Source organism: Xanthomonas sp. 60, assembly GCF_011761925.1.
Window position 1 is genome coordinate 136058 of record NZ_JAASQW010000002.1, and the last position, 26998, is coordinate 163055.

The following is a 26998-nucleotide window of genomic DNA, read 5'->3' on the forward strand; positions in this document are numbered from 1 at the left end:
ACGCCCCTGTCGGCGCCCTCCCTGCCCTGGACCGTCATGGCCGCACCCTCCACCCCCCTGCCCGCAGCCGACCGCTGGCATGCCTTCGCGTGGCTCACCCTGTTCACCGCCCTCAACGCCGCCGTGGCCATCGCCATCGCGATGGGCAACATCCCATGGCGCGACAATCCGGGCGGCCCGCTCGGCCAGATCTACCTGGCGCTGGCGCTGCCGGGCCATTTCCTCGCCTTCGGCAGCCTGGCCAGTGCCGTGGCGGCAGCATTGGCGCTGTTCCGGTGCAACCGACGCGCGCTCACGCTGGCGGCGGTGATCGGCCAGGGCCTCTGGCTGTGCCTGCTGCTGGTGGACGCCAAGGTCTTCGCGCTGTACCGCTTCCACCTCAATGCCATGGTGCTGAACATGGTGTTCGGCGGCGCCCTGCAGGACCAGGTGAGCCTGTCCCCGGGCAGCTGGCTGCAGGTGGTGGCGGTGGTGCTGGCGGTGTTCGCGGCGCAGGCGCTGCTGGCCTGGGCCTGCTGGCGCCTGCTGCCCGCCACATGGGCGCGCCGTGCGGTGCTTGCGGCCTGGCTGCCCGCCGCGCTGCTGATGATCGCCGGCCAGCTGGGCAGTGCGTACTACGACGCGCGCGGCGAGCGCGCGGTGATCAGCCAGTGGGCCTACCTGCCCTGGGCGCAGCCGATCACTGCCAAGCGGCAGATGCGCGCACTGGGCGTTGCGGTGCATGAGCAGCCTGCCCTGCCCGATCCGCGCATGAGTGCGCTGGCGTGGCCGCTGGAGCCGCTGCGCTGCCAGAGCCCCCAGCGTCCCAACATCCTGATGGTGGTGCTGGAATCCCTGCGCGCCGATGCCCTTGATGCCACGGTGATGCCCAACACCTGGGCCCTGGCGCGGGACTCCCGCGTGTACACGCATCATTACAGCACCGGCAATGCGACCCGCTTCGGCCTGTTCGGGCTGCTGTACGGCCTGCCCGGCGGCTACTGGCAGCCCATGCTGGCCGAGCAGCGCGGCTCGTTGCTCTTCGATGTCATGCAGCAGCAGGGCTATGCGATCCATGTGTATGGCAGCGCACCGCTCTACAGCCCCGAGTTCGACCGCACGGCCTTCGCGGGCATCCGCGACCGCATCCGGACGGCACCTTCCCGGCTGGGGGTCGCCGCGCGCGACCAGTGGGTCATCGATGCCCTGGACGAGCAGATCGCCGGTAGCGACCGCACCACGCCGTGGTTTGGCTTTGCGTTCCTCGACGGCACGCATGCGCCCTACCACCTGCCGCCGGATTACCCGCCCCTGGCCACGCCGATGGCCGCCGACATCGATTTCCTCGCGCTGGATGCGGACCACGACGCGACACCCGAACGCAACCGCTACCGCACGGCCGTGCACCGCGCCGACGCCCTGGTGGGCGCCCTCCTTCAGACGCTGCGCAGGCAGGGACTGGAGGACAACACCATCGTGCTTGTCACCGGCGATCACGGCGAAGAGTTCAACGACCTCGGGCTGAACTATTGGGGCCACAACGGCAACTTTTCGGATTACCAGCTGCAGGTGCCGTTCGTGCTGCGGTGGCCGGGCGAGGCGCCGGGCCCGCAATCGCGCATGAGCTCACACGAGGACTGGGTGCCCACGCTGATGCGCCACGCGTTCGGCTGCGAAAACGCGCTGCAGGCCTTCAGCACTGGACAGGATCTGCTCGCGCCTGCACCGGCCGGGCCGCGTGCGTTGATGGTGGAGAGCTGGTCGCAGCGCGGGATCCGCCACGGCGAGGCCACCTATGTGTTCGACAAATTCGGTAGCGCGACCGCACTGGATCGCCACTACCTGCCGTTGCCTGACCAGGCACCGGATGCGGCGAGTGTGCGCAAGGCATGGAACGAACTGACGCAGTTCCGCAGGCGCTGATGCCTGCACGACACGATGGACGGGCGGCCCTCGGGACAGGGCCGCCCGCTGGACCTCAGGCCGCAGCCGCCCTGACTGCCGTCGCCAGGCGGTCGAGCGTGGCCTGCATCAGGGCGCCGTCATCGGCTTCTACGGTAACGCGCACCACCGGCTCGGTGCCCGAGGGACGCAGGAACGCGCGCCCGCGCCCGGCGACCGCCTGCTGCGCTTCGGCCAGTGCCTGCTGCACGCTTCCTGCCTGCACGGTGGCTTTGGCCGAAACGTCGCCAAGCCGCACATTGACGGTCTTCTGCGGCACCTTGGACAGCGGCCCCAGGGCCTGGCGCAGGCTGCTGCCCTGCTGGCGCAGCGCGACCAGCACCTGCAGCGCGCTGACGATGGCATCGCCGGTGGTGGCGCGGTCCAGGCAGAGCAGATGGCCGGAGGCTTCCCCGCCCAGCACGCCACCGCCCTCCACCAGCGCCTGGTGCACGTAACGGTCACCGACATTGCTGCGCTGGAACGGGATCTGCAGTTCCGCCAGCGCCTTTTCCAGGCCGAAATTGGTCATCAGCGTGCCCACCACCGGTCCGTGCAGGCGGCCCTCGGCCTGCCAGGCCCGGGCGAGCACGTAGAGCAGGTCATCGCCGTCCACCGGATGGCCCTGGTCGTCGGCCATCAGCACGCGGTCGCCATCGCCATCGAAGGCGATGCCCAGGTCCGCGCGTGTCTCACGCACCTTGGCGGCCAGGCTGTCGATGTGCATCGAACCGACCCCGGCATTGATGTTCAGACCGTCCGGCGACACACCGATGGTGATGACCTCCGCACCCAGCTCGCGGAACAGCAGCGGCGCGATGTGATAGGTGGCGCCGTGCGCGCAGTCCAGCACCAGGCGCATGCCGCGCAGGTCGAAGCTGCGCGGCACGCTGGCCTTGCAGAATTCGATGTAGCGGCCGATCGCCTCGCGGCCCCGGGCGGCCTTGCCGAGCCGGCCGGACTCCACGGTGGTGAACGGTGAATCGATCGCATCTTCGATCGCGCTCTCGGTGGCATCGTCGAGCTTCTCACCGATGGCCGAGAAGAACTTGATGCCGTTGTCGTGGTGCGGGTTGTGCGACGCACTGATGACGATGCCCGCGTCGGCCCCGAGCGTCCGGCTGAGGAACGCCACCGCAGGCGTGGGCATGGGACCGAGCAGCTGCACGTCCACGCCGGCGGCGACCAGCCCGGCCTCCAGCGCAGCTTCGAACATGTAGCCGGAGATGCGCGTGTCCTTGCCGATCACCACCACCGGACGCCGCGCGGACGGGCCCGACTGCGCGACCAGCACGCGACCGAACGCGTTGCCCAGGCGCAGCACGAAATCGGCGGAAATCACGCCCTCGCCCACCCGGCCGCGGATGCCGTCGGTGCCGAAATAACGCCGTGCCGCCATCAGGCTTCTCCGGCGGCCGGCGCCGGTTCGCGGCGCATCATCGCCAGCAGCTCGGACAGACGGTCACGCAGTTCACGACGGTCGCAGATCTGGTCGATCGCACCGTGCTCGAGCAGGAACTCGGAGCGCTGGAACCCTTCCGGCAGTTTCTCGCGCACGGTCTGCTCGATAACCCGCGGGCCGGCAAAGCCGATGAGCGCACGCGGCTCGGCGATGTTGATGTCGCCGAGCATCGCGAAGGAGGCCGACACACCACCGGTGGTCGGGTGCGTCAACACCGAGATGTAAGGCAGCCCGGCTTCGCGCAGCCTGCCCAGCGCCGCCGAGGTCTTGGCCATCTGCATCAGCGAGAACAGGCCTTCCTGCATGCGCGCGCCACCACTGGCGGAGAAGCACACGTACGGCGCGCCGATCTCCAGGGCGGTCTCCGCCGCGAGCGCGAAACGCTCGCCCACGACCGAGCCCATCGACCCGCCCATGAAGGCGAAATCGAAGGAGGCGGCCACCAGCGGACGGCCCTTGAGCAGGCCACGCAGGGCGATCAGCGCATCGTACTCGCCGGTGTTCTTCTGGGCGGTCCGGATCCGCTCGGCGTATTTCTTCTGGTCCTTGAACTTCAGCAGATCGTTCGGGCCCAGGCGTTCGGCGATCTCGGTGGTGCTGCCGGGGTCGAACAGGCTGGCCAGGCGCGCACGCGCGCGGATCGGCATGTGGTGGCCGCACTTGGGGCACACCTCCAGGTTCGCTTCCAGTTCCGGCCCGTACAAGGCATTACCGCAGCTGGGGCACTTCTCCCACAGCCCCTCAGGGACGCTGCGCTTCTTGCTGGGGACGTTGTCGGTGCGGATGCCCGACGGCATCAACTTGCTGAGCCAACTCATGCGGGTTGCAGTTTCCGTGCAGGGCGGCCCGGAGGCCGCAAAGGCGGACAGTCTAGCTCAGCCCCTCCCCGCCCGTGCACCCCTGAAAACCATGCTGCCACGTACGTTGCGGTGCCCGGCGCCGGCCATGCGCGGGCCCGGGCGGCGCCGCGGCACAGCGGCTGCAGCGTGCCGGATCAGGCGTCGATCGCCTGCCGCAGCGGCGCCAGGAAGGCACCGGCACGGGTCGCCGCGTCCTGCGCCGAGCCGGCTTCGGCAAGGGCCGCCACCAGGGCACTGCCCACCACTACGCCGTCGGCATCACGCGCCATGGCGGCCGCACTGGCGGCATCCTTGATGCCGAAACCGGCCACCACCGGCACCCGGGCCTGCGCGCGCAGGGCCTGCAGGCGATGGCCGGCCACGGTGCTGTCCAGGCGTTCGGATGCACCGGTGACACCGGCGAAACTCACGTAGTACAGATACCCCTGGGCCAGCTCGAGCAGCGTTGCGGCGCGCGCATCGCTGGTGGTCGGCGAGGCCAGCAGGATCAGTGCCAGCCCGGCGGCGGCGAAGGCTGCCTTGGCCTCGGCTGCCTCTTCCGGCGGCAGGTCCACCAGCAGTACGCCGTCCACCCCGGCGGCGATGGCAGCGTCTGCGAAGCGCGCGTAACCATGGATCTCCACCGGGTTCAGATAGCCCATCAGCACCACCGGGGTGCGCGCATCCGTGCGGCGGAAGCTGGCCACGGTGTCCAGCACGTAACGCAGTCCTGCGCCGCGCGCCAACGCCCGCTCGGAGCTGCGCTGGATGGTCGGGCCGTCAGCCATCGGATCGGAGAACGGAACGCCCAGCTCGATCACATCCGCGCCGGCCTCCACCAGCGCCCGCATCACCGGCACGGTCGCCTCGAGCCCGGGATCACCGGCGGTGACGAAAGGAATGAGGGCCTTGCGGCCGTCGGCGCGCAACTGCTGGAAACAGGCATCGAGGCGTGACACGGTCATTCGGAACATCCTTCAATCAGTTCAACGGCTTCGCTGATCCCCCAGTACAGGCGGACCACCCTCTCTTCATACACTTCGATGCCCAGCGCCAGGTCGGTGTCCGGGTCCTGCCACAGCAGGTACTCGTCCGCCGCCTCGGACGGCGGCGACAGCATCAGGGCCGGCGCATCCCCCGGCAGCCGGCCGACCGCCGCTTCGCGCGGCATGCCGAGCCGGATCCCGAACGGTCCCGGCTGGCCCAGCAGCGCGTCCGGCTCCGGGCCCTGGCCGAGATCGAAACGGACCACATGGTCATCGTCCACCCGCATCAGCACGCCCTCGGGCAGCGCCGTACCGGCGAGGAAACTACAGGTGCGCGGACCCGCTTCAATGCTGCCGCGCGACTGCCATGGACCCAGTTCCTCCAGATCCGCCAGGCGCTGGCCGACCAGTACGTCACCGGCGTGATCGAGCGCGACCGACGCCGGCGCTTCATCGTCCGTGCCCACCGTTCCGGACACGGCCGGGCCATCATCGTTGGCGGCCGCCTGCCGCGCGGGCTGGCGGGTGGCCGCCGCCGACGGCGCCAGCACGGGGGGCTCGGGCGGCTGGCAGGCGCTTACGCCGATCACCAGCAGCACCGCGCCACCGTGGCGCTGCAGTCGGTTCACAGCACCATGCCCTCACGCGCGGCGATGGTGTGCACATCCTTGTCACCGCGACCGGACAGGTTGCAGAGCACGATCTGATCACGCGGGCGCCCACGCGCCAGCTTGATCGCCTGCGCCAGCGCGTGGCTGGACTCCAGCGCGGGCAGGATGCCTTCGGTATGCGCCAGCAGATGGAAGGCCTGCAGCGCCTCTTCATCGGTGATGCCCAGATACGTGGCCCGGCCGCTGTCGGCAAGGAACGCGTGCTCGGGCCCGACGCCGGGATAATCCAGGCCGGCCGAGACCGAATGGGTTTCGATGATCTGCCCGTCGTCGTCGCACAGGACGTAGGTACGGTTGCCATGCAGCACGCCCGGGCGACCGGCTGCGATCGATGCGGCGTGGCGACCGGTCTCGATGCCGTCGCCAGCGGCTTCGGCGCCGAAGATCTCGACACCGGGGTCATTGAGGAAGGCGTGGAACAGACCGATCGCATTGCTGCCACCGCCCACGCAGGCGGTGATCGCATCCGGCAGGCGGCCGTATTCGGCAAGCATCTGCTCGCGCGCTTCGCGGCCGACGATGGCGTTGAAGTCCCGCACCATGCGCGGATACGGATCGGGGCCGGCCACGGTGCCGATGATGTAGAACGTGTCCTGCACGTTGGACACCCAGTCGCGCATGGCTTCGTTGAGCGCATCCTTCAGCGTCGCCGAGCCGGACGTCACCGGCACCACGGTGGCGCCGAGCAGCTTCATGCGGTAGACGTTGATCTTCTGCCGCTCGATGTCCGTGGCTCCCATGTAGACCACGCACTCCAGGCCCAGCCGCGCGGCGACCGTGGCGCTGGCCACGCCGTGCTGGCCGGCGCCGGTCTCGGCGATGATGCGCTTCTTGCCCATGCGCGCGGCCAGCAGCGCCTGGCCCACCGTGTTGTTGATCTTGTGCGCGCCGGTGTGGTTGAGGTCCTCGCGCTTGAGCAGGATGCGCGCCCCGCCGACGTGGTCGCTCAGGCGCTCGGCATGGTAGATCGGGCTTGGGCGACCGACGTAGTGCGCCAGGTCGCGGTCGTAGGCGAGCTGGAACGCCGGGTCCTGGCGGGCCTGGTCATAGGCCAGGGCCAGTTCCTGCAGGGGGCCGACCAAGGTCTCGGCGACGAAGCTGCCGCCGTAACGGCCGAAGTGGCCGGTGGCGTCCGGGAACGCGTGGAAATCAGCGATGGGAGAGGCAGACATGAGGGCAACCGGTGGATCAGGTGACCGATACTGTAGCGCACGTATTCCGCCTGGAAAATCGATATTATCTGGCCATACACGTCAGGAAAACTCACATGCCCACCTCACAGCTGCCGCCGCTCAATGCCCTGCGCGCCTTCGAGGCCACGGCGCGGCTGGGCGGCGTGGGCCGCGCCGCGCAGGCGCTCCACGTCACCCATGGCGCGGTCAGCCGTCAGCTGAAGCTGCTTGAAGCGCACCTCGGCCTGGCGTTGTTCGTACGCGCCGGCCGTGGCCTGCGCCTCACCTCCGCCGGTGAACGCCTGCATGCGGCCTGCGACGAAGCGTTCGGGACCTTGCAGGCGTGCGTGCGGGAGCTGACGCAGCCCGCGCAGCACACGGCCCTGGTGCTCGGGTGCAGTGGCAGCGTGCTGGCGCGGTGGATGATCCCGCGCCTGCCGGCCCTGCAGCAGGCGCTGCCGGGGGTGCCGCTGCAGTGGTCGGCGCTGGATGGCAGTTTCACCGAGGCGCAGGCGGTGCTGGATGCGGTCTTGCTGCTGGCCGATGCGCCGTGGCCTGCCGGATGGGCGGTACACGACCTGGCCGCCGAGCAGGTGGGTGTGGTGATCTCGCCTGCCCATCCCGCGGCCGCGCGGATGATGGGCGCACCGGCCGCGGCGCTGCTCGAGCAGACCCTGCTGCACACCGTCTCACGTCCCCAGGCGTGGCCGGCATGGGCGCACGCGATGGGACTGGAGGCCGGTGCGCTGCGCCTCGGCGCAGGCTTCGAGCATCTGTACTACCTGCTTGAAGCAGCCGTCGCCGGCCTTGGCCCTGCGATCGCGCCGGCGCATCTGGTGGCGGCTGATATCGAGGCCGGACGCCTGCTGGCGCCGTGGGGCTTTGTGGCCACCGGTGGCCGCTGGGTGCTGGCCCATGCCGAGGGCGGCGCGGATCCGCGCGTGGCCGCGCTTGCACAGTGGCTGCAGGCGCAGCTCTCGCTGCCCCTGCCTGCCCATGCCGGCGCGGACGGTCAATCCAGCGAAGCGCAATCCGCGCGGCGCACTTCTTCGACGAAGCACCGCATCAGGTAACCGTCCTTGATGCCGGGTTCGGATTCGATGCCACTGGACACATCCACGCCCCAGGGCAAGGTGGCGATGGCCGCGTCGAAGACATTGTCCGGCGTCAGGCCGCCGGCCAGCAGGAACGGGCGATGCAGACCGCTGGGAATGCGCGACCAGTCGAAGGCGATACCGGTGCCGCCGCCTGCCCCGGGCGCGTGGCTGTCGAACAGGAAACCGGCGGCGCTGGGGTAGCGCAGCTGCAGCGCGCGCGCATTGGTTTCTTCGCGCCCGCCCATGGCGATCGCCTTGAGGTACGGCATGTTGAAGCTGCGGCAGAAGCCCTCGTCCTCCTCGCCATGGAACTGCAGCAATGTCGGGCGGACGGTGCGCAGGACCTCGCGCACTTCCTCGCGGGTGTTGTCACGGAACAGGGCCACCACATCCACCATGGGCGCGATGGCCTGGCGCATCGCGCGCGCTTCCACCGGGGCCACGCGGCGCTTGCTGTCGCGCGCGAAGATGAAGCCCACCGCATCCACGCCAAGCTCGCCGGCGAGGCGGACGTCGCCAGCGCGGGTCATGCCACAGAACTTGATGCGGGTGCGGTAGTACGAGCGGCTCATAGCGTGACCTCGGCGGGCAGGTGCCAGTTGTCAGGGTACAGGGGACCGAGGAAGACCAGTCCCTGCGGGGGGGCCGTGGGACCGGCGACGGTGCGGTCCCGTCCGGCAAGCAGTTCGCCGATCCATTCCACTGGACGCTCGCCACTGCCGACCGGGATCAGCGATCCCACGATATTGCGGATCATGTGATGAAGGAATGCATTGCCGCGCACCGCGACTTCAATCACTTCACCGTGCCGGGTGACCTGCAGTGACTGCAGATTGCGGCGTGCATGGCGCGCCTGGCAGTGGACGCTGCGGAACGCATTGAAATCATGTTCGCCGATCAGCGCCTGGCCGGCGGCGTGCATCAGCGCGGCATCGAGCGGACGGCGTTCCCAGCTCAGGCTCTGGCGATACAGTGCGGGACGGATCGGGCGATTGATCAGCCGGTACACGTAGCGCCGCGCCTGCGCGGAAAAGCGCGCATGGAAATCATCAGCGACCGGCACGCACCAGCGCACTGCGATGGACCGTGGCAGCCGTGCGGTGACACCCAGTGTCCAGCCGCGGGGATCGCGCTGCGCCTGGCTGTCGAAATGCACGACCTGGCACTGCCCGTGCACGCCGGCATCGGTGCGTCCGGCGCACACCACGTGCACCGGCGCATCGGCCACCGAGGCCAGCGCGCGTTCCAGCGACGCCTGCACGCTCGGGGTGTCATCGCCCAGGTTCTGCCAACCTTTGAAATCGGTGCCGTCGTACTCGACGCCGAGCGCATAACGCATGCTGTACCTCGAAACTCTTGGAGAAACGCGCGCGTTGCCGCGCACTTGGGCGATCAGGGCGCTGCGTCGCGCTCGGACCACACCGCCAGCTCGTTGCCGCCGGGCTCGCGGAAGTGGAAGCGGCTGCCGCCCGGGAACGGGAACACAGGCTTGACCACCACGCCCCCGGCCGCCTCGATGGCCTGCAGTACCGGCAGCAACTGATCGGCGTAGAGCACCAGCAGCGCTGCGCCTTCGTCGGCGGCGCGCGGGGCGCCACGGAAAAATCCGCCCTGCAGACGCCCATCATCGAAGGCGGTGTAGTCCGGACCATAATCCACGAACGTCCAGCCGAAGACCTGTTCGAAGAAGCGCCGGCTGGCCGCGGGATCGGTGGAGGCGAACTCCACGTAGTCGATTCTGTTTTCACGGTGCATGGCGGGCTCCTGGACCTCAGTCGATGCGGGAGAGCAGTTCGCGGGCCTGCTCGCGCAGCTGCGCATCACCCTGTTCGATGACTTCGAGCAGCAGTCCGCGTGCCGTGCCCTCTTCGCCCAGGTCAAGGTAGGCGATGGCCAGCTCGAGGCGGTCATGCGCGGCGCGCCAGCCCGGCGAGTCTTCGTGCGGCACACTCGCTGCGGCCGCCGGCTCCGGCTCATCGGCCGGGACACCGGCAGACGGGTCGGTGGGTACATCGTGCGCTACGGGCACGGCCTCGCCGTGGTCGTCGGCGGGGGCCACGTCCGTGTGCACCGGGTACTCGAACACACCGCGGAACTCCGGCTGCTGCTCTGCTTCCCGCGCGTAGGCAGGCACTTCATCGAGCAGCGGCAGGTGCAGTGCAACCGGCTCCGGCGCGGGCGGCGCGAACCACTCCGCCTCACGCGACGCGCCGGCCGATGCCTCCTCCTCGGCGCCCGCGGCTGCACCCGTGGGGGCGTAGACCCAGGCGGGCAATGCGTGCGGGTCCACCTGCGAGGGCGCCTCTTCAGCGCGCGCCGGCACGTCTGCGGCGCTGTGCGGGGCGGCGGTTTCCAGCGGCACGGCATCCAGATCCCGCTCCGCCAGCTGCGGGGCCTCGTTGCGGGAAGCGCTGGACGGCTCGTCCTGCCACGGCTCGCGCTCGGCCAGCACGTCCAGGCCGGCACCAGCCGGCACCGCTGCACTCAGCGCGCTGTCATCGCGGTCGGCGCGCTCCAGCGGGGGCAGCGGCGACGGCTTGCGCCGGCGCGACAGCCACCCCACCAGCAGCGCCACGAGCAGCAGCGGCACGCCGAGCCAGACCCAGGGCGTGCCCCCCTCACCGGCCGCAGGCGACCGTTCGGCCTGCGCCAAGCGCGCCTGGGCTGCGGCCAGATCGGTGTCGCGCATGCTGACCAGCGCCTGCTGCTTCTGCTGCAGCTGTTCCAGCTCGGCCACGCGCTGGCGCAGTTCGCTGATCTCCGCATCGCGCGTGGCGAGGTCTTCCCGCGCCTGGCGCAGTTGGTCATTTCCGAGCATGTCGCCCTCGTTGCCTTCACCGGTGCCGGTGGTTGTACCGGCGTCGGCAGCATCTGCCGCCACGGCCGGAGCGATCTCAAGGCGCGCACCCGGCGCGCTGGCAGGGGCCGCTGCCGACGCCACCGCCGGCGTTGCCGGGGCGGCGGCGGTGGCCGGTTGCGGTACGCTGCGTGCCTGCCGCCACTGCGCGGTGTGCTCGCGCACCATGGCGGCCGCTTCGGCCGCGTCGACGGCCTGCAGCTGCCCTGCATCCGGCACCCTCAGCACGGCCCCCTGACGCAGAAGATTGACGTTGCCGCGGATGAAGGCGTCCGGGTTGGCGCGCAGCAGCGCGATCATCGCCCGATCGCGGTCAACGGCGGCTCCGCGCGCCACCTCCTGCGCGATGGCCGAAAGGGTCTGTCCGGCACGCACCGTGACCGTGCCATCGGCTGCGACCGCACGCGCCGGGGCGGGGGTGGCCGGTGCGGTCCGCGGCGGTGCGGCGGCCGCACGCGCGGGGGCATCGGTCGCGGGCCCGGCAACGGCGCCGCGTTCGATGCTGTTGGACAGTGCGCCCGCCGGCGCCACGATCTCCGGTTCACTGACTGCCTGGGCCGTGGACGGTGCATCGACCAGTGCGGAGTACTCACGCACCAGACGCCCCTGGCCCCAGTCGGCCTCCACGAGGAAAGCCACCGACGGCGTCTCCACGGGCGTCTGCGAGGTGACCCGGATGATGGCCCTGCCCTGCGCATTGCGGGTGAGCTCGAACTGCAGCTCGCTCACCAGCCCCGCCGGGCGCTGCAGGCCGACGCGCTCGAAGGTCACCGGCGAGGCCAGCCCCACGCGCAGGTTCTGCAGCTCGGCCGGATCGGCGGAGATGACCGGAATCTCGGCCACCAGGGGCTGCCCGGGGCGGGACAGCACGCGGATATCACCAAGACCCAACGCCATCGCCGAGCTGCTGGCCAGTGCTAGCAGCGCGGTGGTGAAAAAGGTGAGCGGGCGTCTGGCGCCCCGTACCCGTGTATTCATGGCGGCCAATATAACGGGTGGCCGCCGCAAAGTGGGACGGCGGCCGGTCCGCATACGCTCGGCTGGGCCCCAGGCCGACGCCTTACGGTGATTCGGCGGCGACCCGCTCGGCCAGCTGCACGGCATTGAGCGCCGCACCCTTGCGGATGTTGTCCGACACGATCCACAGGTTCAGGCCGCGCGGGTGCGAGATGTCCTCGCGGATGCGGCCCACGAACACGGCATCGTTGCCCGAGGCATGCGTCACCGGCGTCGGATAGCCACCGGCTTCGCGGCGGTCCACCACCTCCACGCCCGGCGACTGCGTGAGCAGTGCCCGCGCGGCTTCGGCGGTCACCTTTTCCCGGGTCTCGATCGCCACCGCTTCGGAATGGCCGTAGAACACCGGCACACGTACGGCGGTCGGGTTCACCTGGATGCTGTCGTCACCGAGGATCTTGCGGGTCTCCCAGACCAGCTTCATTTCTTCCTTGGTGAATCCGTTGTCGAGGAAATCATCGATGTGCGGGATGAGGTTGAACGCGATCTGCACCGGGAAGCGCTGCGGATCGATGTCCTGGAAGCTCAGCAACTGGCCGGTCTGCTTGCCCAGTTCCTCCAGCGCCGAGCGCCCACCGCCGGATACCGACTGGTAGGTGCACACGTTGATGCGCTCGATCCCGTAGCGACGGTGAAGCGGCGCCAGCGCGACCAGCATCTGCATCGTGGAGCAGTTCGGGTTGGCGATGATCCCGCGCGGGCGGTTGGCGATCTGCTCCGGGTTGACTTCCGACACCACCAGCGGCACGTCGTCGTCGTAGCGGAAGGCCGAGGAGTTGTCGATCACCACCGCGCCGGCGGCGGCGAACTTCGGCGCGTAGTCTTTCGACACGCTGCCACCGGCGGAGAACAGCGCGATGTCCACGCCGCTCGGATCAAACGTGGCCAGGTCCTGCACCACGATCTTCTGGCCGGCGTACTCGACCTCGCCGCCCGCCGAACGCTCGGACGCGAGCAGGCTGAGGGTGGCGATGGGGAAATCGCGCTCGGCCAGAATGGACAGCATGGCTTCGCCGACGGCGCCGGTGGCACCCACGATGGCGACGTGGAAGGAACGGGGAGCAGTACTCATGGGGATTCTCGAAGAAGAAAGGAAGTTCGGGCGATGCGGCCGGGTTCGGGGAACCTCCTCTGCGCACGGGCGCGGAGGCTCCCTATCGTTTTTTGCCTTTCCCAGCCGACGCTGCGCGCGCCGCGGACGCTTCCCCGGCATTGATCGCGCTCGGCATCGCCGCCGCCGTGCGCCCGGCGCACTCCAGCCCGGCGAGCAGGTTGTCCACGGCCATGGCCACCATGGCGGTGCGGGTGCCCAGGGTGGCGCTGCCGATGTGCGGAGTCAGTACCACGTTGCGCAGTGCCAGCAGTTCGGCCCGCACCTTCGGCTCGCCCTCGTACACATCCAGCCCGGCCGCCGCGAGCCGGCCGGTGGACAGTGCATCGGCCAGGGCCAGCTCATCCACGATTCCGCCACGGGCGATGTTGACCAGCGTGGCCGTGGGCTTCATCCGGGCCAGCGCGGCGGCATCGATGATGTGGTGTGACGATGCGCTGTAGGGCAGCACCAGCAGCAGGTGGTCGCTGCGGGTCAGCAGCGTGGTGAAATCGACATACGACGCGCCGACCGCGTGCTCGGTGTCGGCCGGCAGCTGCGAGCGGTTGTGGTAGAGCACGCGCATGTTGAAGCCATGGGCCGCGCGGCGGGCGATGCCCTGCCCGATGCGCCCCATGCCGAGGATGCCCAGCGTGCTGCCATGGATGTCCGCACCGAGCATGGTCTGGAACGACCACTGGTCCCACTGGCCGTCGCGGAGCCAGCGCTCGGATTCGGTGATCCGCCGCGCCGTGGCCATCAGCAGCGCGAAACCCAGGTCGGCGGTGGTCTCGGTGAGCACATCCGGGGTGTTGCTGGCCACGATGCCGGCCGAAGTCAACGCGTCGATGTCCAGGTTGTTGTAGCCCACGCCGACGTTGGCGATCACCCGCAATCGTGTCGCGCCCGCCACTTCGGCAGCGCCGATGCGCTCGTTGAGCGTGACGATGGCCCCGTCGACCGCGGCAAGCCGCTCGGCCAGCTGGGCGGGGGTCCACGCCGTGACCTCTTTGGTGGTGATCAGCTCCACGTGCGCGCGCAGCGGCGCGAGCGCCGCGTCCACCAGCGGCTGGCTCACCCAGACGACAGGGCGTGCATCAGCCATCGAGATGCCCCGGAATACGCGGGGTGACGGTACCCACGTCGCCGCACTGCGCCCGATGACGCAGCGCCTGGTCCATCAGCACCAGGGCCATCATGGCCTCGGCGATCGGCGTGGCACGGATGCCTACGCACGGGTCGTGGCGACCGGTGGTGACCACTTCGATGACATTGCCCTGCGCATCCAGCGAGGCACCGGGCAGGCGCAGGCTGGACGTGGGCTTGAGCACGATGGAGGCGGTCACCGGCTGGCCGGTGGAAATGCCACCGAGGATGCCACCGGCGTGGTTGCTGGCAAAGCCCTGCGGCGTCAGCAGGTCACGGTGTTCGGTGCCTTTCTGGCTGGCGCTGGCGAAGCCGTCGCCGATCTCCACGCCCTTGACCGCGTTGATGCTCATCAGGGCCGAGGCCAGCTCGCCATCCAGCTTGCCGTAGATCGGCTCGCCCCAGCCCGGCGGCACGTTGGCGGCCACCACGTCCACGCGCGCACCGACCGAATCACCCGACTTGCGCAGCGCATCCATGTAGCTTTCCAGCGCCGGCACCTGCGTGGCGTCGGGCCAGAAGAAGGGATTTTCCTCCACCGCCGCCCAGTCGAAACCCGCCGGCACGATCGTCCCCAGCTGCGAGAGGTAGCCGCGCACCGTGACCCCGAAGCGCTCCTTGAGCCACTTCTTGGCAACCACGCCAGCGGCCACGCGCATGGTGGTCTCGCGCGCGGACGAGCGCCCGCCACCGCGCGGATCGCGGATGCCGTACTTGTGCCAGTAGCTGTAATCCGCATGCCCCGGCCGGAACTGCTGGCCGATGGCCGCGTAATCTCTGCTGCGCTGATCGGTGTTGCGGATCAGCAGGGCGATCGGCGTTCCGGTGGTGAGGCCCTCGTACACACCGGACAGGATCTCGATCTCATCAGCCTCGCGGCGCGCCGAGGTGTGCCGGCTGCGTCCGGTGGCACGGCGCTGCAGGTCAACCTGGAACTCGGCCGCATCCAGCGCCAGCCCCGGCGGACAGCCATCGATCACGCAGCCGATGGCCGGCCCGTGCGATTCGCCGAACGTGGTGACGGTGAACAGCTTGCCGAACGAATTGGAGCTCACGGGCGCAGCGCCGCCAGCTCGGTGATGCGTGCGCGGTGGGCGATCAGCTCGCGGCATTCCACCGCGAAGATGCCCATCTGCCCGACCTTGAACTCCACCCAGGCGAAATCCATCTCCGGCAGCAGCTTGACCAGGTGCTGTTCGGATTCGCCCACTTCGCAGATCAGCAGGCCGTCCTCGCTGAGGTGGGACGGGGCGTCGCGCAGGATCTTCAGCACCAGATCCAGGCCATCATCCCCGGCGCGCAGGCCCATTTCCGGCTCGTACGAATACTCCTGCGGCAGCGCATCGGTCTCATCGTTGGTCACGTACGGCGGATTGGTGACGATGAGATCGTAGTGCCGCCCCTGCAGCCCGGTGAACAGATCCGACTTCAGCAGGGTCACGTTGTGCGCCTGCAGCCGCTCCTTGTTCTCGTGCGCCAGCGACAGCGCGTCATCGCTCAGGTCCACGCCATCGACCTCCCAGTTCGGGTAGTAATGGCCCATGGCGATGGCGATGCAGCCCGAGCCGGTGCACAGGTCCAGCGCACGCTGCACTTCGCGGCCCGCCAGCCACGGCTCGAAGCCGGTCTCGATGAGCTCGGCGATCGGCGAGCGCGGTACCAGCGCACGGGCATCGCTCTTGAAACTCAGCCCGGCGAACCAGGCCTCACCGGTCAGGTACGCCGCCGGCACGCGCTCGCTGATGCGGCGCTCGAACAGCGCCAGCACGGTTTCCTTCTCCGCCTGCAGCAGGCGCGCCTGGCCATAGGCCGGGCCCAGGTCGTGCGGCAGGTGCAGGCTGTGCAGCACCAGCTGGGTGGCTTCATCCAGCGCGTTGTCGTAGCTGTGCCCGAAGGTCAGGCCCGCCGCATTGAAACGGCTGGTGCCGTAGCGGATCAGGTCGATGATCGTGTGGAGTTCGGCGGCCGTTTCGGCGGTCATGGCGGTACGACGGGAAAATGGCCCTCGATTATAGGGGCTGGCGCCGGGGGCGGCATCCGTTGCAGCGGAAACCGCCCCCGCCTGCCGTTATGATGGGGGCCGACCCACCGGCACAGCAGGCCCTCATGTTCAACCGCAACGTCGGCATCATCCTGCTCATCGCCCTTGCCGCGGGCCTCGGCCTGTTCGCCGCACAGAAAGTGTTCACGCCCAGGTCGGCGGCCGGCACGCCCGCCGCCGAATCCATCACGTTCTACCCCGCCGCGCGCCCGATCGCCGATTTCAATCTGGCCCAGGCCGATGGCACACGGCTCATCCCCGGTGAGCTGAAGGGCCACTGGACGCTGGTGTTCCTGGGGTTCACCTATTGCCCGGACGTATGCCCGACCACGTTGGCCGAGCTGGCCGGCGCGCAGAAGCAATGGGAGCGCCTGCCTGAGACGCTGCGCCCGCGCGTGCTGTTCGTTTCGGTGGACCCCGGACGCGACACCCCGGTGCGGCTGGGCGAGTATGCCCACGCCTTCCACAAGGACACGCTGGCGGCCACCGGCGATGTGCCATCGCTGGAGAAATTCGCGACCTCGCTGGGCTTCGTGTTCCAGAAGGTGGAGGGCGCGGATTTCGCCTCCAACCCCGAGGATTACACGCTCGAACACTCCGCCGCGCTGGCCGTGCTGGACCCGGAAGGCCGCCTGGCCGGCCTCATCCGCCCTCCCTTCGATGCGCAGGCCATCGCCCGCGACCTGCATACGCTGACCGAGACATCCGCCCCATGAGCCTGATCACCACCCTGAGCTACGCCCTGCCCCACCGCCTGCTGTCCTCCATGGCCAGGTCGCTGGCGTACTCGGACAATCCACGGGTGTCGCAGTGGCTGATCGATACGGTGACCGCGAAGTTCGGCGTGGATCTGGACGAGGCCGCCAACCCGGACCCGCGCAGCTATCCCACGTTCAACCAGTTCTTCACCCGTGCCCTGAAGCCCGGCGCCCGCGTGGCCGACGCCGATCCACGCCGCCTGGTGATGCCCGCCGACGGGCGCATCAGCCAGCTCGGGCGCATCGAGGACGGCCGGATCTTCCAGGCCAAGGGACAGTCGTTCACCGCGGCACAGCTGCTGGGGGGCGTGGAGGATGCCAAGCCCTTCAACGATGGCCTGTTTGCCACCGTCTACCTTTCGCCGAAGGATTACCACCGCGTGCACATGCCCTGGACCGGCACGCTGCGGGAAACCGTGCACGTGCCCGGACGACTGTTCAGCGTAGGCCCCGCCGCGGTCAACCGCGTCCCGGGCCTGTTCGCGCGCAACGAGCGGCTGGTGTGCCACTTCGATACCAGCTTCGGCCCGATGGTCAGCGTGATGGTCGGGGCGCTGCTGGTGTCCGGCGTGGAGACCGTCTGGAGCGGCGAAGAGATTCCGCATTACGGCGACCGCGTCACGCGCAAGGATTATCGCGGCAAGGGCATCGTGCTCGAGCGTTTCGCGGAGATGGCACGCTTCAATTACGGCTCCACCGTGATCGTGCTGCTGCCACCGGGCGTGGCTGATTTCGCGCCGCACCTGGATGCCGAGCATGCCGTGCGCCTGGGCCAGGCGCTGGCCACGCTGCGCTGAGCACCACCGCTGCCGGACGCACGTGCGCCCGGCAGCCCGGCGCCCTCAGCGCGCGCAGCCCTGCAGCTTCAGGGTCTGCCCCTGGCGCAGGGCGTAGGCCGGGGCCTTCAGGCCATTGGCCCGGGCCAGCTCGGGCACCGCGCAGTTGAACTTCGCCGCGATGCTGCCAAGGGTCTCGCCCCGGGCCACCCGGTGGCTGCGCGCAGGCTGCGCACGCGTTGCCGCGGCAGCACGCGGCGCCGTCACTACCGGCGCCACCGGCGTCGGCGCATCGACGGCGCCCGCGGTGGCCGCCACCACCGGCACCACACCGCCCACCGCCACGTTGCCGGTATAGGACACGGCATTGGGCCGCACGATGGCGGCGTTGAGGTCGGCGGTGATCAGCGCGCGCGCGAGGTCCGCGCGTGGCCCGCTCACGCAGTTGCGGGTGTAGAGCCCGGCAATGCGCGTGGTGGCATTGATCAGCGTGCCCGCGGGAATCCAGCCGTCGGCCTCGTAACGCGGGTTGAGGTTGCGCAGCGTGCGCAGGTAACCATCGCGCGTGCCCTGGCTGCCCAGGCAGATGGTCAGCTCATAGATCGTGGTCGACTTCGCCAGGCGCACCGTGGCCGGCTGCGCACTGACCTTGGGCAGCTCCACCCCGTACTGCTGCGGGTGCAGGAAGATCCAGGCCGCGGCGATCACCATCGGCACGTAATCCTTGGTTTCGGCCGGGAACTGGTTGTAGACACCGTCCACCCAGAAGCCCTGGCCGGGGTTTTCGCGGAAGACCCGCAGCGCGCGTCCTTCGCCGCCGTTGTAGCCGGCCAGCGAAAGCTCCACGTTGTTGTTCAACTGCCGCAGGCGCTCGTTGAGGTAACTGGCGCTGGCTTCAGCGGCGCTGCGCGCATCAAAGCGCGTATCGAAGCCGGTGCCATCCGGGCCCAGGCCGAAGCGGCGGCCGGTGGCGGGCATGAACTGCATCAGGCCGGCCGCCCCGGCACGCGATGACGCGTGCACGCGGCCATTGGATTCCTTGGCCATGATGCCGAACAGCAGCGCTTCGGGCAGGCCACGTTTCTCCCACTCCGGCCACATCACCGCGCGCAGGTTCTGGTAGTTTTCATAGCTGGTCAGCAGCGCCGGGCGCATGTCGGTGAGCCAGCGGCGGATACCCGCCTGCACGGCCGGGTTGTATTCCATCATGGCGTCGAACGCGTGGCGCTTGTCGTTGAGCAGCGCGGCCGCACGCCCCGCCTCGGGGACATCGGCAGTCAGCGGCCCGACGTGGTCCGGGTCGGCTTCAAGCGGGGCGCCGGCTTCATCGGTCACCGCATCGTCGCTGCCGGCATCGGTCTCACGCTTGAGCAGGCGTTTGTAGGTGGCCAGCAGGTTGCCCATCTGGCAGCCCTTCTGGCGCACGCAGGCGGTCAGGACGTCTTCCATGTCCTCCAGCGCGGCATCCGATTCGGCCGTGCCCTTCGGGTCGGCATTGGCCACCAGCACCTGGGCGTCGGTGTAGCGCTTTTCGGCCGCGGCCATGCGCTGCTGCAGCGCCTCCACCTTCGCCTGGTCACGCGCGGAAACACGCTGGGCCTGCGCATCGGGAGCCGACGCGATCAGTCCGGCGAGGAAAAGGACGGGCAGACCGCGGGCAAGCAGGACGGAAGCGGGCATTATCGGCACTGGGTGCGAAACAGGCAGGCAGAGTAGCGGGGCCGTGGACATCCGGGCAACCCGCACGCTCCAGCGGGCCCCGGCGCGGTTAACATTGCGCGCATCCTCAAAGGAAACGCGACCATGGATCCGATCCTCCTCGGCAAGGGCCTTACCGATGACGTCGCGGTGACGTTGCTGCCCGGACTCGGCAACCGCCATGGCCTGGTGGCCGGCGCGACCGGGACCGGCAAGACGGTCACGCTGATGACCCTGGCCGAGGGTTTCTCGCGGCGCGGTGTGCCCGTGTTCCTGGCCGACATCAAGGGCGATGTGGCCGGCCTGGCAGTAGCCGGCGACGGCAGTGAACGGGTGCGCGCGCGCGCGGCGGAGGTGGGTGTGGATGATTATGCGCCGACCGCCAATCCGGTGATTTTCTGGGACCTGTATGGTCGCCTCGGCCATCCGGTACGCACCACGGTCAGCGAAATGGGCCCTACCCTGCTCTCGCGCATCCTGGAGCTCAGTGGCACGCAGGCCGGGATCCTGGACATCGTGTTCAAGGTCGCCGACGACCGTGGGCTGCTGCTGCTCGACCTGGACGACCTGCGCGCGCTGCTCGGCCTGGTCGCCGAGGAGCGCAAGGACATTTCCACCGAGTACGGGCTGGTCAGCGCGGAGTCGGTGGCGGCGATCCAGCGTGCGCTGCTGCGCCTGTCCCAGGACGGAGGCGAAGCATTCTTCGGTGAACCGGCCCTGGAACTGTCCGATCTGATGCGCGTGAACCATGACGGTCGCGGTGTCATCGGCCTGCTCGCCGCCGATCAGCTGGTGCTCAAGCCGAAGCTCTATTCCACCTTCCTGCTGTGGCTGCTCTCCGAACTGTTCGAGACGTTGCCGGAGGTGGGCGATCTGGAGAAGCCGAAGCTGGTCTTCATCTTCGACGAAGCCCACCTGCTGTTCGACGATGCACCGGCCGCGCTGGTGCAGCGGATCGAGCAGGTGGTCCGGTTGATCCGTTCCAAGGGCGTCGGCGTGTATTTCTGCTCGCAGTTTCCCGACGACATCCCCGACAACATTCTTGGCCAGCTCGGCAACCGCGTGCAGCACGCCCTGCGTGCGTTCACGCCGCGTGACCAGAAGGCGGTCAGGACCGCCGCACAGACCTTCGTGCCCAATCCCCGCCTGGACGTCGCCGCGGTGCTGGGCCAGCTGGCCACCGGCGAGGCCCTGGTCTCCACGCTGCAGGCCAAGGGCGTTCCGATGCCGGTGCAGCAGACGATGATCGCCCCGCCGCGTTGCCGCATGGGACCGCTCACCGCGACCGAACGCACGCAGCTGCGCGCCGGCAGCCCGGTGGGCATCCGCTACGATACGGCGATAAACCGCGAATCGGCCGCCGAGCGGCTGGCCCAGCGCACGCAGAAAACGCTGGACGCCGCCGATGCACCGCAGGCCCGCACGCGGGCGCAGGATGACACCAAGGACGGTGGGCTCGGCCAGACCCTGAAGGACGCGATCTTCGGCACCCGGCGCCGGCAGGGCATGATCGAAACCGTGGCCAAGCAGACCTCGCGCACGGTCGGCACGCGCCTCGGCAACCAGATCGTGCGCGGTCTGCTGGGCAGCATCTTCGGCGGTAAACGCTGACGTTTGCCGGTATGGTGGGCACCGCGCACCCTGCGTGCGCGGTGCCCATGAACTTGCAGAGAGCAGTCGATGTCCCGCTGGCGTCCCCCCGCAGAAAAGAGCACCGCCCTGATCACCGCGGCAGGCCATGCACGCCTGAAGGCCGAGCTTGAACAGCTGTGGCGCGTGCGCCGGCCGGAGGTGGTGCGGGCCCTGGCTGCGGCGGCCGCCGAGGGCGACCGCTCCGAGAATGCCGAATACACCTACCGCAAGAAGCAGCTGGGCGACATCGACCGCCGTGTGCGCTACCTCAGCAAGCGGCTGGAGGCACTGCGCGTGGTGGACACCGCGCCCAGCGATCCGCAGGCCGTGTTCTTCGGTGCGGTGGTGGAACTTGAGAACGTGGACTCCGGCGAGGTGGTGACTTACCGCATCGTCGGCCCGGACGAAACCGATGCCGCCACCGGCTGGATCAGCATCGATTCACCACTGGCACGGGCGCTGCTGAAAAAGCGCGTCGACGATGAGTTCGCGGTCGAGCTGCCGGCGGGGCTGCAGCAGTTCGCGATCCTGTCGGTGCACTACGCCTGACGGCGGATCCGTAGGCTCGGGCGCGGCAGCTCACCGCAGCGGTGGCGGGTAGCTGCGCCCTGCGCGCAGTGGCCGGAAGTAGTCGGGCTGCGCGGCAAGATCCACGCTCCGGTGCTGCCATCCGGGAATGCCAGCCAACGGCAGTGGCCGCAGTTCCAGCGGATCGCACAGCACCCTGCCCTCGCCGATGCTCCGCGCAATCGCCTCGACAGCCGCGTCATCGTCGCTGCCCACCACCACCAGGCACTTGCCCACCAGCAGGCGTCCCGGCATCAGGCCCTGCTCCATCAGCGCGTGGCCCACCACCGCCGCCACCGCGATGGCCCCGTCCGCCCATGCCGCCGGCGCAAACCACTGCGGCCACGCATGGGCATCCCACGCGGCGAGCAGCGCCGGATCACGCACACGCACGATCACGCCGCTTTCGTCGAACTGGGTCAGCGCGGCCTGCGCACGGCTGCGTACCGCAGGACCCAGCACCACCAGGTCCTGGCACTGGCGCGCGTTGAGGGACTGTTTGATCAACGGATAGCGCGCCCACACCAGCGCATTGAACAGGTCGTGCCAGCTGCGGGAGCGCGTGGCGATCTGGCCGTGCAGGCCGATCCGCGCCTCGTAATGCAGGCCGTCCGCCAGCAGCCGGTCGTCCTGCTCGACGAAGGTCTTCGGCCACACCGCCAGCCTGTCGTTCAACGCCGCGACGCCGGGCCAGTCAGGCTGGGTCAGCAGATCCGTCCATCCACCCAGCGCACGGTACAGCGGATGCTCGAACACGCTGGCCGCCACGGCCGCGCGCGGCGGCGCGAGGAACCGTCGACGTCCGGCCCCGGCTGCGGTCACAGCACCTTGAGGTCGAGCGGCGCGCGCGAAGGCGCCGTCGCCGCGATGGCGTCGCCGTACAGATCATGCTCGTCGCTCTCGGTGATCGCCACGTCCACGAACTCACCCACGCGCAGCGGCACCACGTCAGCATTCTGGATGTGCACCAGCCCATCGATTTCCGGTGCGTCGGCCTTGGAGCGGGCCACCGCGATATCGCCCTCGATGGCGTCCACCAGGCATTGCTGGACCGTGCCGATGCGCGCTTCCAGGCGCGCGGCGGAAATCTGCGCCTGCTTGTCCATGAAGCGCGCCAGCCGCTCCTGCTTGACCTCTTCCGGCACCGGGTCCGGCAGCAGGTTGGCCGTTGCCCCTTCCACCGGCGAATAGGCAAACGCACCGACGCGGTCCAGCTGGGCTTCGTCCAGGAACGACAGCAGCTCTTCGAACTCGGCTTCGGTCTCGCCCGGGAAACCGACGATGAAGGTGGAGCGCACCGTGATGTCCGGCGCGATGCGGCGCCAGTTCTGCACGCGCTCGAGCGTTTTCTCCACGGCACCGGGACGTTTCATCAACCGCAGGATGCGCGGGCTGGCGTGCTGGAACGGGATGTCGAGATAGGGAAGGATCCGGTTCTCCGCCATCAGCGGCACCATCTCGTCCACGTGCGGATACGGATACACGTAATGCATGCGCACCCAGGCATCGAGTTCGGACAGCCCTTCGCACAGCGATTTCAGGCGCGTCTGGTAGGCCTTGTCGCGCCACATCCGCTCGGCATACCGGACATCCACGCCGTAGGCCGAGGTGTCCTGTGACACCACGAGCAGTTCCTTCACCCCGCCGCGCACCAGCCGCTCGGCCTCGCGCAGCACCTCGTCCACGGGGCGCGAAACCAGCTTGCCGCGCATGGAAGGAATGATGCAGAAGCTGCAGTGGTGATTGCAGCCTTCGGAGATCTTCAGGTACGCGTAATGCCGCGGGGTGAGCTTCACCCCGTAATCCGGCACCAGATCCACGAACGGATCGTGCCGCGGCGGAATGGCCGCATGCACGGCCTCCATGACGCTCAAATAGTCCTGCGGCCCGGACACCGCCAGCACGTTCGGATAGGCCTCCCGGATCTGCTCGGGGCGCTTGCCCAGGCAGCCGGTGACGATCACCTTGCCATTGGCGTTCATCGCCTCGCCGATGGCATCGAGCGATTCGGTCACCGCCGAATCGATGAAGCCACAGGTGTTGACCACCACCACGTCGGCGGCGTCGTAGGTCGGCACGATGTCGTACCCCTCCACGCGCAGCTGGGTGAGGATGCGTTCGGAATCGACGAGCGCCTTCGGGCAGCCAAGGCTGACGAAGCCGACTTTGGGGTTCAGCTGGGACATGGATCGCGGGGACTCTGGGGGCCTGGGCCACCGCCGCCAGCGGCAGGTGGGCCGGGGGCCGGGGCCTGAAAGGCCGCCAGTATACCGGCAGCCGGGGCCGCGCCCTGAATTGCCGGAAACGCCGCCTGCGTCGGCCATGCCGCAAAGACGCCACGGTAACCGGCAACGCGCCGATAATGGCTGTCTCCTCCCTCGCATCAAGGCACCTGGCAATGGCTGACTGGATCACGCTCGACACCCATTACGGCCCCGTCCGGGCCTGGCAGGCACTCCCCGAGGGCCGGCCGCGCGCGGCCTTGGTGGTGATCCAGGAGATCTTCGGCACCAACGACCACATCCGCCGTGTCGCCGAACACTTCGCCGCCGAAGGTTACGCCGTGCTGGCGCCTTCGTTCTTCGATCTCGTGTCCAGCGCGGACCCCGATCCCGACGCCCTGCGCTACGACAGCGAAGGCGTGAAGGCCGGCCTGGAGGCCGTGGACGCGCTGGGCGTGGAAAAAGCGCTGGATGTGGTCCGCTCGGCCGCGAGCCGTCTCGCGGCCTTTGGCAAGGTCGGCACCGTGGGCTATTGCTGGGGTGGCAGCATCGCCCTGCTGTCGGCCCTCCGCCTGGGACTGCCGTCGGTGAGCTACTACGGCGCCCGCAACGTGCAGTTCCTCGACGAAACGCCAAAGGCGCCGGTGATGTTCCACTTCGGCGCGCAGGACAAGAGCATTCCGCCGGAAGCCGTCGCCGCCCACCGGGAAAAGCTGCCGGCGATGGCGACCTTCGTCTACCCGGCCGACCACGGCTTCAACCGCGACGTGGGACATGCGTATGATCCAGACAGCGCCGCACTGGCGCTGGACCGCACCCTGGATTTCTTCAAGGAGCATCTTGGATGAGCGATTTCGAACTGCATTCACGCCTGGCGGCAGACAGCGTCTTCGTTGCTGACGGACCGTTGTCCCAGTTCCGCCTGATGAACGACGAACGCTACCCGTGGCTGCTGCTGGTCCCCCGGCTGGCCGGGGCCACCGAATGGATCGACCTGGACGGCGAACAGCAGAACCAGCTGCGCACCGAACTCAACCGGGCCAGCAAGGCGCTCAAGAGCGAGCCGGAGGTACAGAAACTCAACATCGGCGCGCTCGGCAACATCGTGCCGCAGCTGCATTTCCACGTGATCGGCCGCCACGAGGGGGATCCGGCCTGGCCGGCGCCGGTGTGGGGACACGGCGAGGCGCACCGGTATGCGCCCGAGGTACTGCAGGAGCGTGTGCAGTACTGGAAGGACAAGCTAGGATATCCGCCCCACCCCTGAGCGTTCGCAGACTCCGATGCGTTTCAACCTAGTCGCCGCCATCCTGCTGATCCTGGTCGGGCTGTTCATGCTCGCCACCAACCTGGGTTGGACCAACCTGAGCTTCACCCGCCTGCTTGCCACGTGGTGGCCCGTCGGCCTGGTCGCCGTCGGCGTGGGCATGCTGTTCGGGCGCGGCAAGTAGGACCGCGCCGGCGTCCGCGCGTGGCGCCGGAGGATCGCCGGCGCCCGCGCCCGGTCTGCAGGGGTCAGGTCTTGGGCAGCGTGACGCCGGTCTGGCCCTGGTACTTGCCCCCGCGATCCTTGTACGAGGTCTCGCAGACATCGTCCTGGTCGGCCTGGAAGAACAGCATCTGCGCCACGCCTTCGTTGGCGTAGATGCGTGCCGGCAGTGGCGTGGTGTTGCTGAACTCCAGGGTCACGTGCCCTTCCCACTCCGGCTCCAGCGGGGTCACGTTGACGATGATGCCGCAGCGTGCGTAGGTGCTCTTGCCCAGGCAGACCACCAGCGTGTCGCGCGGAATGCGGAAGAACTCCACGGTACGCGCCAGCGCGAAACTGTTCGGCGGGATGATGCACTCATCGGCGACCACGTCCACGAAGCTCTTCGGATCGAAGTGCTTGGGATCGACGATGGTGGAATTGATGTTGGTGAAGACCTTGAACTCGCGCGAGCAGCGCACGTCGTAGCCATAGCTGGACGTACCGTAGCTGACGATGCGCTCGCCCTGCGACTGCTTGACCTGCCCGGCTTCGAACGGCTCGATCATGCCGTGCTGCTCGGACATGCGGCGGATCCAACGGTCACTCTTGATGCTCATGCTAAGTCCTGGCTGGGAGGGGCGGGTCGGCGCCCGGGCAACGATTCTACAGGCACGCCCGCAGGCCGGGCCCGCCGCAGCGTTTAGAGCAGCGAAGAGAGGATCGGAATCGATGCACGCGGGCGCGCGCGCAGCGCATCGATGAGACCTTCGGCCGCATGCCGGTAGGCCTGCGCAGCGGCAGAATCCGGCTGGGCGGCGGTGATCGGCGTGCCGGCGTCGCCCTGTTCGCGGATCTCGATCTGCAGGGGCAGCGAGCCCAACAGCGGTACCCCGTACTGCGCGGCCATGCGCTCGCCACCGCCGGCACCGAACAGATGCTCGACCTGGCCGCAGTGGCTGCAGGTATGCACGGCCATGTTCTCCACGATGCCCAGCACCGGCACTTCGACCTTCTCGAACATCTTCAGTGCCTTGCGCGCATCCAGCGTGGCGATGTCTTGCGGCGTGGTGACGATGACCGCCCCGGCCAGCGGAATCTTCTGCGTGAGCGTGAGCTGGATGTCGCCCGTGCCCGGTGGCAGGTCGATCAGCAACACGTCCAGGTCGTCCCACAGCGTGTCGTTGAACAGCTGGGTCATCGCCGAGGTCGCCATCGGACCGCGCCAGATCATCGGCGTCTCGTCCTCGATCAGGTAGCCGATGGACATGGTGTCCACGCCGAAGGCACGCGGCGGCTCGATGCTCTTGTTGTCCGGGCTTTCGGGACGGCCGGACAGGCCCAGCATCGCCGGCACCGACGGGCCGTAGATATCCGCATCCAGCACGCCTACGCGGTAGCCCAGCTGCTGCAGGGCCACGGCCAGGTTGACCGACGTCGTGCTCTTGCCCACGCCGCCCTTGCCCGAGCCGACCGCCACCACGTTGCGGATGCGCGCGTGGGGCGTCAGTCCCTTCTGCACCAGGCTGGGATGGGGACGGCGTTGCGGCTGGTTCACTGCGGAGCTCCGGGAAGGCGG

27 protein-coding genes are annotated in these 26998 nt (G+C 68.9%); 9 read left to right on the forward strand and 18 right to left on the reverse strand.

Translation table 11 applies throughout. From position 1 onward, the window contains the following. Nucleotides 1-36: 36 nt before the first annotated feature. Nucleotides 37-1902, forward strand: coding sequence for a sulfatase-like hydrolase/transferase (locus FHY09_RS04535; protein WP_166924634.1), 1866 nt, complete (start codon nucleotides 37-39; stop codon nucleotides 1900-1902). Nucleotides 1903-1957: 55 nt separating this feature from the next. Here the strand turns inward: FHY09_RS04535 and glmM are convergent, their stop codons facing one another. The 5 genes from glmM to trpB all read right to left on the reverse strand — a co-directional run bounded on the left by glmM (nucleotide 1958) and on the right by trpB (nucleotide 7050). Continuing rightward, nucleotides 1958-3319 carry a phosphoglucosamine mutase gene (gene glmM, locus FHY09_RS04540; protein ID WP_166924636.1) on the reverse strand — a complete coding sequence of 454 codons (1362 nt, stop codon included), beginning with the start codon at nucleotides 3317-3319 and terminating at the stop codon, nucleotides 1958-1960. Beyond that, a complete protein-coding gene (gene accD / locus FHY09_RS04545; protein ID WP_166924637.1) occupies nucleotides 3319-4200 on the reverse strand; it encodes an acetyl-CoA carboxylase, carboxyltransferase subunit beta in 882 nt (293 codons plus the stop codon). Before accD ends, glmM begins: the two co-directional genes overlap by 1 nt. Before the next feature lie 176 nt (nucleotides 4201-4376). Next, nucleotides 4377-5180 (reverse strand): tryptophan synthase subunit alpha, encoded by an 804-nt coding sequence (gene trpA, locus FHY09_RS04550; RefSeq protein ID WP_456362721.1) that lies wholly within the window; start codon nucleotides 5178-5180, stop codon nucleotides 4377-4379. 2 nt (nucleotides 5181-5182) lie between these two features. Continuing rightward, on the reverse strand, nucleotides 5183-5836 hold the full coding sequence (locus tag FHY09_RS04555) for a hypothetical protein (protein WP_166924642.1): 654 nt from the start codon (nucleotides 5834-5836) through the stop codon (nucleotides 5183-5185). Then, nucleotides 5833-7050, reverse strand: coding sequence for a tryptophan synthase subunit beta (gene trpB, locus FHY09_RS04560; protein ID WP_166924644.1), 1218 nt, complete (start codon nucleotides 7048-7050; stop codon nucleotides 5833-5835). The genes FHY09_RS04555 and trpB overlap by 4 nt, the downstream gene beginning before the upstream one ends. 95 nt (nucleotides 7051-7145) lie before the next feature. Between trpB and FHY09_RS04565 the strand changes: the two genes are divergently transcribed. Next, nucleotides 7146-8123 carry a LysR family transcriptional regulator gene (locus FHY09_RS04565; protein WP_166924646.1) on the forward strand — a complete coding sequence of 326 codons (978 nt, stop codon included), beginning with the start codon at nucleotides 7146-7148 and terminating at the stop codon, nucleotides 8121-8123. Here FHY09_RS04565 and FHY09_RS04570 read toward each other — a convergent pair. The 8 genes from FHY09_RS04570 to prmB form a co-directional block, all read right to left on the reverse strand. Beyond that, complete coding sequence (locus tag FHY09_RS04570) at nucleotides 8063-8719, reverse strand: phosphoribosylanthranilate isomerase (RefSeq protein ID WP_166924648.1); 657 nt, start codon at nucleotides 8717-8719, stop codon at nucleotides 8063-8065. The genes FHY09_RS04565 and FHY09_RS04570 overlap by 61 nt on opposite strands. Next, nucleotides 8716-9486: a tRNA pseudouridine(38-40) synthase TruA gene (truA, locus tag FHY09_RS04575; protein ID WP_166924650.1), complete on the reverse strand. Its 771-nt coding sequence runs from the start codon at nucleotides 9484-9486 to the stop codon at nucleotides 8716-8718. The genes FHY09_RS04570 and truA overlap by 4 nt, the downstream gene beginning before the upstream one ends. A gap of 53 nt (nucleotides 9487-9539) precedes the next feature. After that, nucleotides 9540-9902, reverse strand: coding sequence for a VOC family protein (locus FHY09_RS04580; RefSeq protein WP_166924652.1), 363 nt, complete (start codon nucleotides 9900-9902; stop codon nucleotides 9540-9542). 16 nt (nucleotides 9903-9918) lie between these two features. Further along, nucleotides 9919-11982, reverse strand: a complete 2064-nt coding sequence (locus tag FHY09_RS04585; protein WP_166924654.1) for a FimV/HubP family polar landmark protein — start codon at nucleotides 11980-11982, stop codon at nucleotides 9919-9921. An 82-nt stretch (nucleotides 11983-12064) separates the two neighbouring features. Next, nucleotides 12065-13093: an aspartate-semialdehyde dehydrogenase gene (locus FHY09_RS04590; protein ID WP_166924664.1), complete on the reverse strand. Its 1029-nt coding sequence runs from the start codon at nucleotides 13091-13093 to the stop codon at nucleotides 12065-12067. An 82-nt stretch (nucleotides 13094-13175) separates the two neighbouring features. Continuing rightward, complete coding sequence (locus FHY09_RS04595; protein WP_166924666.1) at nucleotides 13176-14216, reverse strand: 2-hydroxyacid dehydrogenase; 1041 nt, start codon at nucleotides 14214-14216, stop codon at nucleotides 13176-13178. After that, complete coding sequence (aroC, locus tag FHY09_RS04600) at nucleotides 14209-15312, reverse strand: chorismate synthase (protein WP_166924668.1); 1104 nt, start codon at nucleotides 15310-15312, stop codon at nucleotides 14209-14211. Before aroC ends, FHY09_RS04595 begins: the two co-directional genes overlap by 8 nt. Then, nucleotides 15309-16238, reverse strand: a complete 930-nt coding sequence (prmB, locus tag FHY09_RS04605; protein ID WP_166924670.1) for a 50S ribosomal protein L3 N(5)-glutamine methyltransferase — start codon at nucleotides 16236-16238, stop codon at nucleotides 15309-15311. The genes aroC and prmB overlap by 4 nt, the downstream gene beginning before the upstream one ends. 125 nt (nucleotides 16239-16363) lie before the next feature. Here prmB and FHY09_RS04610 point away from each other — a divergent pair, with 125 nt between their 5' ends. Together FHY09_RS04610 and asd are read left to right on the forward strand one after the other, a co-directional pair. Then, a complete protein-coding gene (locus FHY09_RS04610; RefSeq protein ID WP_166924672.1) occupies nucleotides 16364-17014 on the forward strand; it encodes an SCO family protein in 651 nt (216 codons plus the stop codon). Next, on the forward strand, nucleotides 17011-17853 hold the full coding sequence (asd, locus tag FHY09_RS04615; RefSeq protein ID WP_166924674.1) for an archaetidylserine decarboxylase: 843 nt from the start codon (nucleotides 17011-17013) through the stop codon (nucleotides 17851-17853). Before FHY09_RS04610 ends, asd begins: the two co-directional genes overlap by 4 nt. A gap of 45 nt (nucleotides 17854-17898) precedes the next feature. On the opposite strand, the gene FHY09_RS04620 is transcribed toward asd, so the two are convergent. Next, the gene (locus FHY09_RS04620; protein ID WP_166924676.1) at nucleotides 17899-19512 is read right to left on the reverse strand and encodes a transglycosylase SLT domain-containing protein; all 1614 of its coding nucleotides are present in this window, start codon (nucleotides 19510-19512) and stop codon (nucleotides 17899-17901) included. Nucleotides 19513-19635: 123 nt separating this feature from the next. Here FHY09_RS04620 and FHY09_RS04625 point away from each other — a divergent pair, with 123 nt between their 5' ends. Both FHY09_RS04625 and greB read left to right on the forward strand, forming a co-directional pair. After that, a complete protein-coding gene (locus tag FHY09_RS04625; protein ID WP_166924677.1) occupies nucleotides 19636-21141 on the forward strand; it encodes a helicase HerA-like domain-containing protein in 1506 nt (501 codons plus the stop codon). Between the two features lie 69 nt (nucleotides 21142-21210). Next, nucleotides 21211-21711: a transcription elongation factor GreB gene (gene greB, locus FHY09_RS04630; protein ID WP_166924678.1), complete on the forward strand. Its 501-nt coding sequence runs from the start codon at nucleotides 21211-21213 to the stop codon at nucleotides 21709-21711. Nucleotides 21712-21741: 30 nt separating this feature from the next. On the opposite strand, the gene FHY09_RS04635 is transcribed toward greB, so the two are convergent. After that, complete coding sequence (locus FHY09_RS04635; RefSeq protein ID WP_166924679.1) at nucleotides 21742-22551, reverse strand: DUF3025 domain-containing protein; 810 nt, start codon at nucleotides 22549-22551, stop codon at nucleotides 21742-21744. Beyond that, the gene (gene rimO / locus FHY09_RS04640) at nucleotides 22548-23915 is read right to left on the reverse strand and encodes a 30S ribosomal protein S12 methylthiotransferase RimO (RefSeq protein WP_166924680.1); all 1368 of its coding nucleotides are present in this window, start codon (nucleotides 23913-23915) and stop codon (nucleotides 22548-22550) included. Before rimO ends, FHY09_RS04635 begins: the two co-directional genes overlap by 4 nt. Before the next feature lie 212 nt (nucleotides 23916-24127). Here rimO and FHY09_RS04645 point away from each other — a divergent pair, with 212 nt between their 5' ends. From FHY09_RS04645 to FHY09_RS04655, 3 genes are read left to right on the forward strand one after another with little or no spacing between them, the layout of a single operon-like run. Further along, nucleotides 24128-24799 (forward strand): dienelactone hydrolase family protein, encoded by a 672-nt coding sequence (locus tag FHY09_RS04645; RefSeq protein WP_166924681.1) that lies wholly within the window; start codon nucleotides 24128-24130, stop codon nucleotides 24797-24799. After that, entirely contained in the window at nucleotides 24796-25218 is a 423-nt protein-coding gene (locus FHY09_RS04650) for an HIT family protein (RefSeq protein WP_166924682.1), read from the forward strand. The genes FHY09_RS04645 and FHY09_RS04650 overlap by 4 nt, the downstream gene beginning before the upstream one ends. Nucleotides 25219-25234: 16 nt before the next feature. Beyond that, nucleotides 25235-25402, forward strand: coding sequence for a LiaI-LiaF-like domain-containing protein (locus FHY09_RS04655; RefSeq protein WP_166924683.1), 168 nt, complete (start codon nucleotides 25235-25237; stop codon nucleotides 25400-25402). Nucleotides 25403-25466: 64 nt separating this feature from the next. Here FHY09_RS04655 and dcd read toward each other — a convergent pair whose 3' ends face one another. Both dcd and apbC read right to left on the reverse strand, forming a co-directional pair. Further along, nucleotides 25467-26039: a dCTP deaminase gene (gene dcd, locus FHY09_RS04660; protein WP_166924684.1), complete on the reverse strand. Its 573-nt coding sequence runs from the start codon at nucleotides 26037-26039 to the stop codon at nucleotides 25467-25469. 83 nt (nucleotides 26040-26122) lie between these two features. Next, nucleotides 26123-26977 carry an iron-sulfur cluster carrier protein ApbC gene (gene apbC, locus FHY09_RS04665; RefSeq protein WP_166924686.1) on the reverse strand — a complete coding sequence of 285 codons (855 nt, stop codon included), beginning with the start codon at nucleotides 26975-26977 and terminating at the stop codon, nucleotides 26123-26125. Nucleotides 26978-26998 lie beyond the last annotated feature (21 nt).

Bases quoted from the DNA above. Each gene is read 5' to 3' on its own strand.
- FHY09_RS04535 (WP_166924634.1), top strand. From the start codon at position 37: ATGGCCGCACCCTCCACCCCCCTGCCCGCAGCCGACCGCTGGCATGCC.
- glmM (WP_166924636.1), bottom strand. From the start codon at position 3,319: ATGGCGGCACGGCGTTATTTCGGCACCGACGGCATCCGCGGCCGGGTG.
- accD (WP_166924637.1), bottom strand. From the start codon at position 4,200: ATGAGTTGGCTCAGCAAGTTGATGCCGTCGGGCATCCGCACCGACAAC.
- trpB (WP_166924644.1), bottom strand. From the start codon at position 7,050: ATGTCTGCCTCTCCCATCGCTGATTTCCACGCGTTCCCGGACGCCACC.
- FHY09_RS04565 (WP_166924646.1), top strand. From the start codon at position 7,146: ATGCCCACCTCACAGCTGCCGCCGCTCAATGCCCTGCGCGCCTTCGAG.
- FHY09_RS04570 (WP_166924648.1), bottom strand. From the start codon at position 8,719: ATGAGCCGCTCGTACTACCGCACCCGCATCAAGTTCTGTGGCATGACC.
- truA (WP_166924650.1), bottom strand. From the start codon at position 9,486: ATGCGTTATGCGCTCGGCGTCGAGTACGACGGCACCGATTTCAAAGGT.
- FHY09_RS04580 (WP_166924652.1), bottom strand. From the start codon at position 9,902: ATGCACCGTGAAAACAGAATCGACTACGTGGAGTTCGCCTCCACCGAT.
- FHY09_RS04585 (WP_166924654.1), bottom strand. From the start codon at position 11,982: ATGAATACACGGGTACGGGGCGCCAGACGCCCGCTCACCTTTTTCACC.
- FHY09_RS04590 (WP_166924664.1), bottom strand. From the start codon at position 13,093: ATGAGTACTGCTCCCCGTTCCTTCCACGTCGCCATCGTGGGTGCCACC.
- FHY09_RS04595 (WP_166924666.1), bottom strand. From the start codon at position 14,216: ATGGCTGATGCACGCCCTGTCGTCTGGGTGAGCCAGCCGCTGGTGGAC.
- prmB (WP_166924670.1), bottom strand. From the start codon at position 16,238: ATGACCGCCGAAACGGCCGCCGAACTCCACACGATCATCGACCTGATC.
- FHY09_RS04610 (WP_166924672.1), top strand. From the start codon at position 16,364: ATGTTCAACCGCAACGTCGGCATCATCCTGCTCATCGCCCTTGCCGCG.
- asd (WP_166924674.1), top strand. From the start codon at position 17,011: ATGAGCCTGATCACCACCCTGAGCTACGCCCTGCCCCACCGCCTGCTG.
- FHY09_RS04620 (WP_166924676.1), bottom strand. From the start codon at position 19,512: ATGCCCGCTTCCGTCCTGCTTGCCCGCGGTCTGCCCGTCCTTTTCCTC.
- FHY09_RS04625 (WP_166924677.1), top strand. From the start codon at position 19,636: ATGGATCCGATCCTCCTCGGCAAGGGCCTTACCGATGACGTCGCGGTG.
- greB (WP_166924678.1), top strand. From the start codon at position 21,211: ATGTCCCGCTGGCGTCCCCCCGCAGAAAAGAGCACCGCCCTGATCACC.
- rimO (WP_166924680.1), bottom strand. From the start codon at position 23,915: ATGTCCCAGCTGAACCCCAAAGTCGGCTTCGTCAGCCTTGGCTGCCCG.
- FHY09_RS04645 (WP_166924681.1), top strand. From the start codon at position 24,128: ATGGCTGACTGGATCACGCTCGACACCCATTACGGCCCCGTCCGGGCC.
- FHY09_RS04650 (WP_166924682.1), top strand. From the start codon at position 24,796: ATGAGCGATTTCGAACTGCATTCACGCCTGGCGGCAGACAGCGTCTTC.
- FHY09_RS04655 (WP_166924683.1), top strand. From the start codon at position 25,235: ATGCGTTTCAACCTAGTCGCCGCCATCCTGCTGATCCTGGTCGGGCTG.
- dcd (WP_166924684.1), bottom strand. From the start codon at position 26,039: ATGAGCATCAAGAGTGACCGTTGGATCCGCCGCATGTCCGAGCAGCAC.